This is a genomic window from Pseudothermotoga lettingae TMO (assembly GCF_000017865.1).
Taxonomy (GTDB): domain Bacteria; phylum Thermotogota; class Thermotogae; order Thermotogales; family DSM-5069; genus Pseudothermotoga_B; species Pseudothermotoga_B elfii.
On sequence record NC_009828.1, the window covers coordinates 1742717 to 1756148 of the forward strand.

A 13432-nucleotide genomic window follows, 5' to 3' on the forward strand; every position below is an offset into this window, starting at 1 on the left:
CTTCCTAATATGGCTGTGCTAAGAGGAAATAATTTGAGCAAAAAATTTCCCGGTGTTCTGGCTCTCGATAAAGTCGATATAGAGATAAAATCGGGCAAAGTGCATGCACTTGTAGGGGCTAATGGTGCCGGGAAAAGCACCTTGGTTAAAATTTTGACCGGGTATTACGACAGCTATGATGGCTCAGTTACGATAGATAACCAGGAAGTAATTTTGAGAACACCATTTGACGCGCTTCACAATGGAATAGAAGTAGTTCACCAGGAAGTGGATACCCAGTTAGTTCCAACTCTAACAGTGGCTGAGAATCTTTATCTTGAAAATTTTGCTAACAGGTATGGCACAATTGTCTCTACAAGAGATCTTAAAAAGAAAGCTGAAAAGGATCTGAGTGATATAGGTTTTCCCATACCTGCTTTCGAGAAAGTTGAGAATTTATCCTTGCACGAAAAACAGCAGCTTGTGATAGCAAGAGCTTTGTTGCATAAAGTTAAATTTCTCATTTTAGATGAACCAACTTCTTCATTGAGTCTAATTGAAGCAGAAAAGCTCTTTGAGCTTGTCAAAAAATTGAAAGCGCGTGATGTCGGAATTTTGTATATAAGCCAGAGATTGGATGAAATTCAAATTGTGGCAGATGAGGTCACTGTCCTCAGAAATGGTAGAAAAGCAGCATATTTTGAACATGTACCGCAACTATCAAAAATAGTTGAGGCGATGCTCGATTCACCTCAGGAAGATCTTTTTCCAAAAAAAGATCTGAGACAGTTCGGACAGGAAATTTTGAGAGTAGAAGATTTAAAATGTCTTAACAGAGTGAATGGAGTGAGCTTTAGTGTCAGGAAGGGTGAAATATTAGCCATAACGGGCCTAACAGGTGCCGGAAAGACAGAAACATTGAAAGCAATCTTTGGAGCCATTCGTGCTAATAATGGGAAAATTTTCGTGAACGGTAAGCAAATAAAAATAACAAGCCCCGTTGATGCTATTAAAAGCGGTATATACCTCGTTCCAGAAGAAAGAAGAAAAGAAGGATTGATTCTTGACAAATCCGCGAGAGAAAATATAACCATACCTTTCCTAAAAAATTTCTGCGGCTTCTTAGGCAAAATACTCAAAAAGAATGAATGCAATCACGCCAAGAGTTTGGCTGAAAAAGTTCGATTGGTACCTTTCGACATTGAACGTCAGGCACAGTACTTTTCTGGAGGAAATCAGCAAAAAATAGTTGTCAGCAGATGGCTTGGAGGTAAACCAAAGGTGCTTTTGCTTGATGAACCAACTCAAGGTGTTGATGTAGGAGCAAAAAAGGAAATATACCAGCTTATCATTCAAGTTGCGAAAGAATCTGCTGTCATTCTTGCCACCAGTGAAATAAACGAGGCTGTTGGAATAGCCGACAGGATATTAGTCATGAGGAATGGAAAGATTGTGGCGGAGTTAACTTATGAAAATGCCGATTCAAAAGCGATTATGAGCTATGCAGCGGGGGTGAAACAGTGAAAGATAGGATGACAAATTTTCTTCTCAAGTATGGTGTAATAACTGCTCTTGTTGTTCTGATAGTTTTCTTTTCGCTCAGTACAAGAGCCTTTTTCAGCTTAGACAATTTTTTTGACATCCTCAGGGCTGTCTCTATTTTGACTATCGTGGCAATTGGTGTGACTTTTTCGGTAGTTGTTAATGGTATGGATGTGTCTGTTGGTGCCGTGACAGGATTTGCGGTGATATTTTCTACAGCTTTAATGGTTATCTGGCAGATTCCCTGGTATATTGCAATAGTTGGTGCTCTGCTGGCTGGAATTGGTATCGGTTTGCTCAATTCCTTTTTGATATTGAAACTCCGGATACCAGATTTGCTGGCTACACTTGGAACACTTTATCTTGCCCAGGGTTTGCAAATGTGGATCACAAAAGGAGATGCCGTGTATAGAGGCATGACAAATCCGTGGGACCCTATGCGCCAGGTCACAAAAGGATTCATACCCAAGGAATTCTTAACGATAGGACAGGGGTTCGTATTCAAAACAGAGAACTTTCGCGGCATACCTGTACCGGTCATTATAATGCTCTGCGTAGTGCTGATCACCTGGTTTTTGCTTGAATTCACGAGATTTGGCAGAGCTTTTTATGCAGTTGGTGGGAACATCGAAGCTGCAAGGTTAGCAGGTATACCGGTGAAAAAATACAGAACAGCTGCTTACGTAATAAGTGCTTTACTTGCAACCCTCGGAGGTCTTGTCCTCGCTTCGCGCATTGGTTCTGGTGCGGTTAAAGCAGGAGACCCTTATCTTCTGGACGCAGTTGCATCAACATATTTCGGTTTTGCAGTACTTGGTGTCAGAAGGCCTAACGTCTGGGGTACGTTCTTAGGAGCAGTTTTTGTTGGAGTTATGCTGAATGGTCTTACTATGCTCAACACACCATGGTATATACAGGACTTCATTAAAGGTCTGGTATTAGTATCTGCTCTGGGAATTAGTTTCGCCATACGCAAAGAATCACGTTAATTAAGGAGGTCGAAGCAGATGGAACAGCTCAACGAAAGAACCGTTTTGGAATATGTGGAAAAAACCGATCTCAGAAAATCTATTCTTGGCGATGGAAAACTTTCGGCTCAGATTATTTCAGAAGGCAATGTTAATTTAATATTCCGCATTTGCAATATCGAAAATGGAAATTCTGTTATACTGAAGCAGGCTTTGCCGTATGCATGGAGATATCCAGATTTCAAAATGCCAGTTGACAGGCAGAGAATAGAGTACGAAACCCTCAGTATAGAATCACAGTACGCACCAGATTATGTCCCAAAAATATATTTCTACGATAATAAATCGCACGTCCTTGTGATAGAAGACCTTAAGGAATTAAAAGTTATGCGCGAAGCTTTAATAGATGGAGAAATCTTTCCAAAAGTTGCTGAGCACATAGGGATCTTCATGGCAAAAACCCTGTTCTATACTTCTGATCTTTACTTATCTTCAGGAAAGAAAAAAGAAATGGTGATCAATTTTTCAAACCCTGTTCTGTGCAAAGTTCAGGAAGATTTGGTATTCACACAACCATATATTGATCATCCAAACAATAAATGGAGTAAGCCTCTTGATGAAATAGTAAAAAAGATTCACCAGGATGACAAAATCAGAGGTGAAATATTCTACTTCAAAGAACTTTATATGACTAAATCTCAGGCCTTAATCCACAACGATTTGCACACCGGTTCGATAATGTTAAATGAAAAAACAACGAAAGTGATCGACCCGGAATTTGCATTTTACGGCCCAATGGCACATGACATAGGAACCTACTTTGCGAACCTTGCAATTGCCTATGCCGCACAGGAAGCACACAGAGTAGAACCAGGCACAAGAAATGTATATAGAGAATGGATAGCTGAGTCTTTCGAAGAAACCTGGAACGTTTTTCAGCAGAGATTTTTGAATGCCTGGGAAAAAGATTCAAATGGCGAATGGCCTTCAGAAAGCTATAGAGAAAATTACATGCTAAGGCTTCTTAAAGAATCGGCTGGATTTGGTGCAGCTGAGATTTTCAGAAGGACTATAGGAATGGCGCATGTTCATGATTTCTGGACAATAAAAGATGAAAACATCAGGGCGAAATCAGAAAGTATTGCCCTGTATATTGCTATTAATTGGATCAACATGTGGAAAGACGTTGAAAAAATTCAAGATCTGTCGCAAGTTATGAAAAATTCAAAACCATTGATTTGAAAGGAGGAAATGATTTGAGCACATTCAGATCTATAGAATGGAAAAAGGATAAACTTGTACTCTTAGATCAGAGATACCTACCAGAGAAAACTCTGTATCTTGAATTGAAAACTGTTGATGAGGTTGCCAGAGCCATTAAAGAGATGACCGTTAGAGGTGCTCCGGCAATTGGAGTAGCAGCAGCTTATGGAATGGTTCTTTGTGTGCAAAAGCTTTCGAAAAATGACGATTTAATCAGAGAACTTCAAAAGGCCGACGATCTTCTGAGAGCCTCAAGACCCACTGCCGTGAATCTTTTCTGGGCACTGGATAGAATGAAAAAAATCTGGCAGGGGTTCAATGGTTCGCTCGAAGATTTAAAAATGATTCTGGAAAAAGAAGCAACTGATATTGAACGCGAAGATGTTGAAATAAACAAACAGATAGCTAAAAATGGTGTTGAACTTGTACCTTTTGGAGCAAAGATAATTCACCACTGTAACACAGGATCTCTGGCAACAGTTGATTACGGTACTGCTTTAGGAGTAATAAGATATGCACACGAAATAGGTAAAAAAATACACGTTTTCCTGGATGAAACAAGGCCAAGATTACAGGGAGCCCGTTTATCTGCCTGGGAAATGAAAGAACTCGGTATACCTCACACAATAATCGTAGATGGAGCAAGTGGTCTGGTGATGAAAAAATTCAAAATCGATCTTGCACTTGTTGGAGCAGACAGAATAGCAGCCAACGGCGATACTGCAAATAAAATAGGAACTTACAACCTCGCCATAGTTGCCAAATACCATAATGTTCCATTATACGTTGTTGCACCAACCAGTACGATTGATCTCAAAACACCTGCAGGTCAGGATATACCAATAGAAGAAAGAAGTGCTGATGAAATCCGCTGTGTGGGAAATAGTCAGGTTGCACCACAGGAAAGCCCTGTTTTCAATCCAGCTTTCGATGTGACCCCGGCAGAATTAATTTCAGGCATTATCACAGAAAAAGGCATTGTTTACCCACCGTTCAAAGAAAATCTCAGAAAGCTTTTTGAATCGGCGTAACTTCGGAGGTGATGTTCAGTGAATAAAGATATCAAGAAAATAGCAGATGGGATAAGACGCAGGGTACTTGAATTTACAATAAGAAATGGTGGCGGTTATTTATCTCAAGCATGTTCAAGTGCAGAAATTTTAGCCACTCTCTACACCAAACTGATGAACATTGGTCCATCAGTAGCTCCAAAAATTCCCCCTGCTTTCACCGGTGTACCATCGAAAAACAACAGAGAATATTTTTCCGGTTACGGTTACAACGGTCCAAAAGAACCCCAGCTCGACAGGTTTTTTCTCAGTCCCGTGCATTACGCTCTGGTTTTGTATGCCACTCTTGTTGAAACAAATCGCATGGCTGCTGAAGGCTTGGAGATGTTCAACAAAGATGGTTTTACAGTCGAGATGATAGGTGCCGATCATTCACCCGGTCATGAATTGATGTCCGGCTCACTTGGTCAAACTATCTCACAGGTTCTTGGTATAGCTCTGGCAAGAAAGAGAAAAGGTGAAACTGGGAAAAACTGGCTTGTCATGTCCGATGGGGAATTCATGATTGGCCAGACATGGGAAGCAATAGAAACACTTTCTTTTTACAAAATAGATACTGTCAATGTGATAATCGACGCAAATGGACAATCAGCAGATGGAAAAATAGATACTGTAAATCAAATTGAACCACTGAAAAAAAGATTGGAATCTTTCGGAGCAGTGGCAGCAGAAGTGAATGGACATGATACGAAACAACTCATTGATGCGGCAAACACTCCTCATGAATCAAAACCTTTGTTTATTATCGCAAGGACTATCCCATATCAGGGCATTGAAATACTCAAAAAAAGAGCACCAAAATTTCATTACATAAGAATAACAAATGAACAGGAAAAAGAAGAACTTCAGCAATTTCTGCACGAAAGATTCGGGGGTGATGGTCAATGAAATTAGAAGCAAGAGTTCATGAGAGAAATCTTGTCAAATGGGCTGCCGATAAACCGGAAGTCGTTGTTTTTTCAGCTGATTTAACCAATTCTACGGAAATAGGTCTTTTCAAAGAAACCTATCCAGATAGATTTTATTCCTTCGGAATGACCGAACAAAACATGATGAGCGCAGCAGGAGGTATGGCAAGAGAAGGCTTTACACCCTTCGTACATACTTTTGCCGTTTTTATGTACAGAAGAGCCCTTGATCAAATAGAAATGAGCATAGCCTATCCAAACCTGAAAGTAAGGATATTTGGCTTTTTACCCGGTATAACTACGCCAGGTGGTGCATCGCACCAGGCGATAAACGACATTGGAATTTTGCGGACAGTTCCCAACATGACCATACTGGAAACAGGTGATGCAACAGAAGTAGAGAGCGTTCTCGACGTGGCTCAATCAATAGATGGACCTGTTTACATCAGGCAACTTAGGGGACAAATACCAAGATTGTTTAAAGAACCAATGAGATTTGGAAAGAGTAGAGTTTTGAGCAAAGGAAGCGATATTACTCTGATAACAAGCGGAATCATGACTGAAGAAGCCCTGAAAGCCACAGCAGTGCTCAGAGAAAATGGCGTTTCTATAGAACACTTACATATCTCGACTCACAAACCATTTGGTGATGACTCAATACTTGATGCAATTGAAAAAACGAAATACGGTGTGATCAGTATGGAAAATCACACAATCATTGGTGGACTTGGCAGTTCAATTTCAGAACTCATGGCTGAAAACGGTATTGCTAAACGCCTTATAAGAATAGGTTTAAAAGACACATACGCTCATGGTGGAAGTAAAGAATATCTGATGAAATACTATGGACTTAATGCGATGAATCTTGTAAAAGCCGTTGAAATTCTCACAGGTCAAAAACTGAATATCAAGGAAGAAGATCTTGTCGAGCCACAGATAGATGAGATTGAGCAATTTATAAAAAGTGAAGATTTATAAATGGAAGGTGAATCAAAGTGATTGAATATGAAACCAGATACCATTTCAGTCAGGAGAGATTCAGGGTAAAATATCAGATATTTGAAGAAAGTAAAAGAGCCAAGGAAATTGCCGAAGCAATCTGTGTTGAACAGACTATCGAATTTCCAATAGAACTTACAGGAAATTCAATTAGAGAAAATGTTGTTGGAAAAATTGAAGAGATTCAAAACAATCACAATTCCACTGTTGTTACAATAAGTTACCCTGTCGAGACTGTTGGAAATGAACCAGCACAATTTTTCAACGTTATCATGGGAAACTGCAGCCTGTTTCCAAATTTGAAGATAATCGGCCTTCAACTTTCCCCTTCTATAGAAAATATCTTTCCCGGTCCGCGCTATGGCATTTCAGGATTGAGAAAATTGCTTTCTATATACAACAGGCCACTTCTTGCAACAGCCATCAAGCCAATGGGTCTCTCAACAGATCAGCTTGCCCAGATGGCTTACAATTTAGCACTTGGTGGTGTAGACATTATAAAAGACGATCACGGACTTGCTGATCAACCATTCTCAAAATTCAAAGATCGTGTTTTAAAAGTAACAGAAGCAATTCACAAAGCAAATCGCGAAACTGGATTTCACACAATCTACGCTCCAAACATAACATCTAATGAGCAAACTATGTTGAAACAAGCAGAATTTGTCAAAGAAGCTGGAAGTGGTGCACTGCTTGTATCACCGGCTCTCAGTGGATTCAGCAGTTTCATAACTTTGAGGGAAAACACCGATCTTCCTATTTTGAGCCACCCGGCCTTTCTTGGCGGATATCTTTCTATTATGGATTTTGACGTTTTGTTTGGAACAATACAGCGTATGATAGGCGCCGATGTAGTAATATTTCCAAATTACGGTGGTCGTTTTACTTTTTCAAAAGAAGATTGTCGCAAAATAAATCATGGACTCAAAAAACCTTTCGGATCATTCAAAGAAATCTTTCCATCTCCGGCAGGAGGTATGAATATAGATTCTTGTGGTGATATAGTGTCATTTTATAACAAAGATGTGGTACTTTTAATAGGAGGGGCGCTCCACAAAGCAGGTGCAGATTTAACAGAAAATGTAAAAGCATTTAAAGCGCAGGTTGAAAAAATCCATGTTCGATGATTCACTGGTTCAAAAGGAGAGAACTGTTGATGCTGGGTTTTCAAAGCAACGAAGATCTGATGACTATAATTGCCTGGATGTACTATGTGGATGGACACACTCAGCAAGAAATAGCCGAAGAACTTGGTATAACAAGGACAAAAGTCAGCAGATTGTTGTCTGTTGCAAAAAATCAAGGGATAGTACAGGTTAGAATTAATCGATCATTACCAGAATACTATATTCTGGAAAAAGAGCTGAAAAAACTTTTTGGATTAAAAATAGCAGTTGTTGCTCCTGAAGACAGAAATCTACTTGGACAATTTGGTGCTGAATTTTTGCTGAAGTTCATAGCTGACCATAAGCCATCGAGAATAGGGCTTGGATGGAGCACAACTGTCAGCTCAATGGCTCCACATCTTTCCCAGAAGATTATCCAAATACACCACAAGTGTTCTGTTCATGATTTAACAGGCAGTTTTATTGGCCAGAGAAACCCTTACAGTATAAGCTGGATTCTGGCTGAAGCTATTTCAGCTCAGTATATACCTTTAGCTGTACCGGTTCTTGTAGAAAATCCTTCAATAAAAGAAGAACCTTCAGTAAAAAAAGCACTTATGGAGGCATCTGAGGTCGATATAGCTTTTGTTGGAATGGGATGTATGGGTCAGGAAAGTACACTGTTAAAGACCAAGTTAGTTTCAAAAGAAACAATGGAACAGCTTGAAAAGTTGAGCTGTGTTGGAGAGGTTCTTATGCGATTTTTTGACGAAAATGGGAAGCCAGTGCAAACTTCTCTTGATGATAGAATAGTATCCATTGACTGGAATGCCATTCAAAAAATACCAGTATTTGTAGTTATGGCTGCGGGCAAAGAAAAAGTTTTACCTCTTAAAGCCGCATTAAAAGGTGGGTGGATTTCAGGACTTATAACAGATATCTCTACTGCAAGAAATCTTGTAGAAAACAAATAAAAAATTCTATTTTCAGTGAATGGTTGAATTGTTCTAAAGAACATGTAATGTGTTATAACAAAATCGTGGGACTCAAGATGAATGTAAGATATCTAAAAAGCATAGCTTGAAGTAAAACATTCCAAACCATGTAGTGCAGCGGGAATAGGTTAAGAGTCGGGTCTTTGGCAAGTGAAGAAAGATGGTAAAACAAGATCAGGTCACTGATACAGTAATTTGCAATGATTTTAAGCAAAATCTTCAAACCTCCCTCAAAAAATAGACATAGCGAAAACAAGCTACTTTTAAGAAATAGGTCCTGAATCCGCATGGGAAGCCAAAAAGAGTGATGAAAAAGGGTTAATGTTAGACATGCACTAACATTGTTAACACCAGGTTATGAATTTTAGATACAAATAGCCCTTTATTTATGGTATACTCAAAAATGTAGAGTCCGAAAGAAGGTCCTCTCTGAAAGAGATGGAAACTACAAAAGGACCAATCACTGGTCCTTTTGTAATATTTTGCAACTGAAAAAGGGTATTAGAAAGAGATGTCTACTTGTTTTTTGGATCGAGAAGGTCTCTCAACCCATCTCCAAGAATATTCAGATTCAAAACAATGAGGGCTATGACAAATCCCGGGAACAGTGTTACCCATGGGGCACTGAGTAAAAATGCCGTGCCCTGACCAACCAGACCACCAAGGGTTGGTTCTGGTGGTGGCACGCTCAATCCAAGAAAACCAAGCGATGCCTCAGTGAGAAAAGCTGTAGAGAGATTAGTTGTGAAAGTGACAATCAATATTGAAGATAAATTTAATAGCACATCTTCAATCATTATTTTTAAATCACTTTTTCCTATTACCTTTGACGCCTTTACAAACAAACTCTCTCTAATAGATAAAGCAGCTCCTCGTACCGTTCTTGCAAAAATCGGTATATAAACTACACCAACAGCGATTATCATATTAATAAGGGTTGCACCAAACAGTGCTACTATAAAAAGCGCCAGAATCAACGAGGGAAATGCAAAAAACCCGTCGCAAATCCTCATGATCAACAAATCCCAGAAACCACCATAATATCCCGCTATCAGCCCCAGAATTGAACCAAAAAACGAGGCAATCAAAATCGAGCTGAACGCGATTATCACACTTTTCTGAAGACCAAAAATACATCTTGAAAAAATATCCCTGCCGAATTGATCTGTTCCAAAAAGATGCTTCAAAGAAGGTGGTTCGAGTATAGCGTTGTAATCCATCGAATAAGGGTCGTAAGGTGAAAAAATTTCCGGAATAAAGGCTATAATTATAACTGCCAACAAAACTACTAAGGAAATGAGATTCAAATAATTTTTGAAAAACCTTCTTATTGTTTTATTCATTAGTGAAACCTCACTTTAACTCGACTCGAGGATCAATTAGTGTATATATGAAATCAACGACTATGTTCAGAGCAACTATTATCAAGGCTATGAACATCACCACAAACTGTATTACTGGATAATCTCTCTCGTTAACCGCTTGTAAAAGTAATCTTCCCAGCCCCGGCAGAGCAAACATGTTTTCTATAACAATCGTCCCTGCTAGAAGATATCCAAGCTGGATGCCTGAAAGTGTTATGATTGGTATCAGAGCATTTTTAAGAGCATGTTTTCCTATGAGTTTTGAGTAGCTTACTCCTTTTGCTTTTGCGGTCTTTATATATTCTTGCTGTAAAACATCGAGCATTGATGATCTTGTCATTCTCATAATCTGAGCCGAAAGCATCAAACCAAGTGTCAGAGATGGCAGGAACATAACCTGCAGGTTCTTCAAGAAATCTTCTTGCATGCGCACATAACCAAAAATGTTAAAGCCTTTGAATAACCCCGCGAAGATGACAATCAAAATCGCCCCCACCCAGAAAGATGGGGACGAAAGGCCTACCAATCCAATAACTCTGACCAGACCATCGGTGAAAGAATTTTTCTTGATAGCAGCGATGATACCAAGCGGAATTCCTATAATGGTTGCGAAAAACATCGATAATATAGATAATTCCAGAGTCACAGGAAATCTATCGACTATCAGGGCTGCCACCTTTTTTCCTGACCTTAACGACGTTCCAAAATCAAGTGTCACTAAATTTTTTAACCATACACCAAATTGAACAATCAAAGGTTTATCAAGCCCATATTGTTTGTACAGTTCTTGTATTTGTTCTTGAGTCAAATAATTTTGAGTTCCAAGCATCATATCTACGACATCGCCCGGAACAAGGTGTATTATTATAAAAACTACAAAAGCAACAAACAGAACTGTTGGAATTGATGTGATAATACGTCTTATAAGATAACCGAAACTCACTTCTTATAGGTCTCCCTTAAAAATACAAGACTCTCGTTTGCAAGAAGTTTGAAACCTTCAACAGATGCATTACTCACAAAGATCTGGTTTGCACTGTACAGGAATATAACGGGTGATTCTTTTACGATGATCCTTTGCAATTCATCATAGATGGATTTTCTCTTTGATATATCGACTTCACTTCTCCCGAGATCGAGTAATTCATCAACTCTTGGATTTGAATACAGGAAAACATTTGTCGATCCACCGGTATGGAATGTCCTGTAAAATTGAATATCAGGTTCTATTGATCCGCTGTTCATAGAAATGAAGGCATCGAAATCGCTCTCACGCCACTTTTTGACGAATATACCCCATTCAACCAGATTGATCTTCACTTTAACGCCGATTTCAGCAAGTTGAGCTTGAATAACCTGCGCAACTTTATCAAAATTATATCTCTGTGATGCTACAATTTCGAACTCAAAACCATTTGGATAACCAGCTTGTGCTAAAAGCTCTTTTGCCTTTGCAGGGTTGTATGTATATTCATCAAAAGCCTTTGGTTGAAGTGCCCATGGCTGAACAGCTGGATTCAACGGGCCTGTTACTACTCCTTCGGAGAAAGCAACAGCCTTTATAATAGCTTCTCTGTTGATAGCGTAGTTAAGCGCATTCCTCACCTTTGGATCGTTTAAAGGTTTTCTTGTGGTGTTGATACCTATCAGGTAATAACTGAGTACCGGTGATCTGTAGATTTTGAATTTACCTTCTGGGAATTGCTTGAGATTCAATGGCTCATTGATCTTGGCTATATCAACATCGCCATTCTTCAAAGCCGCTACTCTGGAAACTTCTTCGGGCATGAAAACGATTTTGATTTCATCGAATTTGGGTTGATCTTTCACAAAGTAATAAGGATTTTTCTTCAAAATGATGTAATTCCCGGGCACATATTCGGCTAAATAGAATGGACCTGTTCCGTTTGTTTCAAGTTGCATATTTTTTCCAGATTCAACAAATTTTTTAGAAACTATTGAGCTGTTCACACCCGCGAAGTTAGGTAAAAGTGCGCTTGCCATGGGTTTCTTCAACTTGAACTCGATTTTGTTGTTGTCTATGGCTTTGATAGATTCGACATCTTGATAAAACGCGGCAGCAGGAGATTTTGTGTCCGGATCCAATATTCTTTGAAAACTGAAAAGCACATCCTCAACGGTTAAAGGAGTTCCATCGTGAAATTTCACACCATCCCTGATTTTGAAAATAATTGTATAAGGATCCACAGCTTTGGCTTCTTCAGCAAGGTTTGGTATTAATCTCATATTTTCATCATATCTGAATAAACCATCGTAGATATTTTCCAAAACCCTGTGAGATGCGAAAGCTGTAACAAGGTGTGGATCAAGACCTACAGGTTCTGTTTCCATAGCGATAATCAATCTTCCATCAGCTGCAAAAATCCCAGCTACTGCAAAAACTGCCAGAATAGCTACCAAAAACTTCTTCATGAAAGCACCCCCCTTTATGGTTTTCATTTTTCAAAAACACCAGTTGTTTTTAGTTCGATTTTGAATCTGTATTTGTCTCCTCTATAAATAGATCTGACAAATTCCAGGCATTTGTTAGCTGTAGTGTAAGTGTAACGTTTTCTAAGCAAAGCGCACAGGCCTGCTGAAACATTCAAATATTTAGCATCCATGCCAGATATTTGCGTGACCTCAAGAATCTCGTATGCCCTCAAAAGCGGCAATTTCAAATCTGCTCTTAAAAAATCATAGAGAGATTCCTTTGACATATCTCTTTTCAGGATATTCAGCAATCTGACATCAACAGAAGTATTCAAATAAGCACTTTCTATTGCCACGGGCTCTTCGTTCATATAACGCACTCGTTTCAGCAATATAACCATTGTCCCCTGGTCAATTGCAAATACCTCTGCAAGATCTGGTGGAACCTCCACCAGTTTGTTTTCAAGAACGATGGATTTTACGGCGAATCCTTCTTCTTTCGCTTTGTCAGTGAAACCTTTAAGCACATTCATCTGCTCTTCTTCTTTCTTACCAGTGATAAAAGTACCTCTGCCCTTTGCTCTCGTTATAAAACCTTCTGATCTCAATTCCTCAAGAGCTCTTCTGACTGTTAATCTGCTCACATTATAGATTTGCACCAGCTCAGATTCGGGTGGTATTCTATCACCTGGTTTGTAGACACCATCAAGAATTTTCTGCCTCAAATTCTGATAAACTTTGTAATAAAGCGGAATGGGGTATTCTTTATCCATTTTCAATCCCCTTTCTCATAAATTTTAGCGAT

At 39.2% G+C, this 13432-nt stretch carries 13 protein-coding genes; 8 read left to right on the forward strand and 5 right to left on the reverse strand.

All coding sequences use genetic code 11. The features are described 5' to 3' along the window. The first annotated feature begins 33 nt into the window (after positions 1-33). The 8 genes from TLET_RS08625 to TLET_RS08660 are packed head-to-tail and all read left to right on the forward strand — an operon-like array spanning position 34 to position 8809. The gene (locus TLET_RS08625) at positions 34-1503 is read left to right on the forward strand and encodes a sugar ABC transporter ATP-binding protein (protein ID WP_161632323.1); all 1470 of its coding nucleotides are present in this window, start codon (positions 34-36) and stop codon (positions 1501-1503) included. After that, on the forward strand, positions 1500-2510 hold the full coding sequence (locus TLET_RS08630; RefSeq protein ID WP_012003709.1) for an ABC transporter permease: 1011 nt from the start codon (positions 1500-1502) through the stop codon (positions 2508-2510). The genes TLET_RS08625 and TLET_RS08630 overlap by 4 nt, the downstream gene beginning before the upstream one ends. An 18-nt stretch (positions 2511-2528) precedes the next feature. Then, entirely contained in the window at positions 2529-3731 is a 1203-nt protein-coding gene (mtnK, locus tag TLET_RS08635) for an S-methyl-5-thioribose kinase (RefSeq protein ID WP_012003710.1), read from the forward strand. Between the two features lie 14 nt (positions 3732-3745). Next, positions 3746-4783: an S-methyl-5-thioribose-1-phosphate isomerase gene (gene mtnA / locus TLET_RS08640; RefSeq protein ID WP_012003711.1), complete on the forward strand. Its 1038-nt coding sequence runs from the start codon at positions 3746-3748 to the stop codon at positions 4781-4783. 18 nt (positions 4784-4801) lie between these two features. Then, entirely contained in the window at positions 4802-5710 is a 909-nt protein-coding gene (locus TLET_RS08645; protein WP_012003712.1) for a transketolase, read from the forward strand. Then, the gene (locus TLET_RS08650; protein WP_012003713.1) at positions 5707-6708 is read left to right on the forward strand and encodes a transketolase family protein; all 1002 of its coding nucleotides are present in this window, start codon (positions 5707-5709) and stop codon (positions 6706-6708) included. Before TLET_RS08645 ends, TLET_RS08650 begins: the two co-directional genes overlap by 4 nt. A 17-nt stretch (positions 6709-6725) precedes the next feature. Next, positions 6726-7856: a RuBisCO large subunit C-terminal-like domain-containing protein gene (locus TLET_RS08655; RefSeq protein ID WP_012003714.1), complete on the forward strand. Its 1131-nt coding sequence runs from the start codon at positions 6726-6728 to the stop codon at positions 7854-7856. 29 nt (positions 7857-7885) lie between these two features. After that, positions 7886-8809 carry a sugar-binding transcriptional regulator gene (locus TLET_RS08660; RefSeq protein WP_012003715.1) on the forward strand — a complete coding sequence of 308 codons (924 nt, stop codon included), beginning with the start codon at positions 7886-7888 and terminating at the stop codon, positions 8807-8809. A 52-nt stretch (positions 8810-8861) separates the two neighbouring features. Here the strand turns inward: TLET_RS08660 and TLET_RS10890 are convergent, their stop codons facing one another. From TLET_RS10890 to TLET_RS08680, 5 genes are all read right to left on the reverse strand, one after another. Continuing rightward, positions 8862-9053: a hypothetical protein gene (locus TLET_RS10890; RefSeq protein ID WP_148202154.1), complete on the reverse strand. Its 192-nt coding sequence runs from the start codon at positions 9051-9053 to the stop codon at positions 8862-8864. A gap of 292 nt (positions 9054-9345) precedes the next feature. Continuing rightward, on the reverse strand, positions 9346-10173 hold the full coding sequence (locus TLET_RS08665) for an ABC transporter permease (RefSeq protein ID WP_012003716.1): 828 nt from the start codon (positions 10171-10173) through the stop codon (positions 9346-9348). Positions 10174-10183: 10 nt separating this feature from the next. Then, the gene (locus tag TLET_RS08670) at positions 10184-11137 is read right to left on the reverse strand and encodes an ABC transporter permease (protein WP_012003717.1); all 954 of its coding nucleotides are present in this window, start codon (positions 11135-11137) and stop codon (positions 10184-10186) included. After that, positions 11134-12627 carry an ABC transporter substrate-binding protein gene (locus TLET_RS08675; RefSeq protein WP_012003718.1) on the reverse strand — a complete coding sequence of 498 codons (1494 nt, stop codon included), beginning with the start codon at positions 12625-12627 and terminating at the stop codon, positions 11134-11136. Before TLET_RS08675 ends, TLET_RS08670 begins: the two co-directional genes overlap by 4 nt. Positions 12628-12650: 23 nt before the next feature. Beyond that, positions 12651-13400 (reverse strand): GntR family transcriptional regulator, encoded by a 750-nt coding sequence (locus tag TLET_RS08680; protein ID WP_012003719.1) that lies wholly within the window; start codon positions 13398-13400, stop codon positions 12651-12653. Between the last annotated feature and the right edge of the window lie 32 nt (positions 13401-13432).

Coding starts and splice junctions, on each gene's coding strand:
- TLET_RS08675 (WP_012003718.1), bottom strand. CDS start 12,627: ATGAAGAAGTTTTTGGTAGCTATTCTGGCAGTTTTTGCAGTAGCTGGG.
- mtnK (WP_012003710.1), top strand. CDS start 2,529: ATGGAACAGCTCAACGAAAGAACCGTTTTGGAATATGTGGAAAAAACC.
- TLET_RS08680 (WP_012003719.1), bottom strand. CDS start 13,400: ATGGATAAAGAATACCCCATTCCGCTTTATTACAAAGTTTATCAGAAT.
- TLET_RS08660 (WP_012003715.1), top strand. CDS start 7,886: ATGCTGGGTTTTCAAAGCAACGAAGATCTGATGACTATAATTGCCTGG.
- TLET_RS08665 (WP_012003716.1), bottom strand. CDS start 10,173: ATGAATAAAACAATAAGAAGGTTTTTCAAAAATTATTTGAATCTCATT.
- TLET_RS08650 (WP_012003713.1), top strand. CDS start 5,707: ATGAAATTAGAAGCAAGAGTTCATGAGAGAAATCTTGTCAAATGGGCT.